Source organism: Kaistella haifensis DSM 19056 (genome assembly GCF_000735695.2).
Taxonomy (GTDB): domain Bacteria; phylum Bacteroidota; class Bacteroidia; order Flavobacteriales; family Weeksellaceae; genus Kaistella; species Kaistella haifensis.
The window spans coordinates 1-369 of sequence record NZ_JASZ02000096.1 but is presented as its reverse complement, the minus strand read 5'-3'; the positions used below and the strand labels follow the sequence as shown (position 1 = coordinate 369).

1 rRNA gene is annotated in these 369 nt (G+C 49.6%); it reads right to left on the bottom strand.

Annotated features, from left to right (window positions below):
- Nucleotides 1-369: ribosomal RNA gene (locus AP75_RS14065) — 23S ribosomal RNA — on the bottom strand; the annotation flags it as partial.

The following is a 369-nucleotide window of genomic DNA, read 5'->3' as shown; positions in this document are numbered from 1 at the left end:
ACGGTTTCAGGTTCTCTTTCACTCCCCTTCCGGGGTGCTTTTCACCTTTCCCTCACGGTACTGGTTCACTATCGGTCACTAGGTAGTATTTAGCCTTGGGAGATGGTCCTCCCAGATTCCGACGGAATTTCACGTGTTCCGCCGTACTCAGGATCCACTCAAGAGGGAACGAGGTTTCAACTACAGGGTTTTTACCTTCTTTGACGGACCTTTCCAGGTCGCTTCATTTACCCCGTTCCTTTGTAACTCCGTATAGAGTGTCCTACAACCCCAAGAGGCAAGCCTCTTGGTTTGGGCTATCTTCCGTTTCGCTCGCCGCTACTCAGGAAATCGCTATTGCTTTCTATTCCTCCAGGTACTTAGATGTTT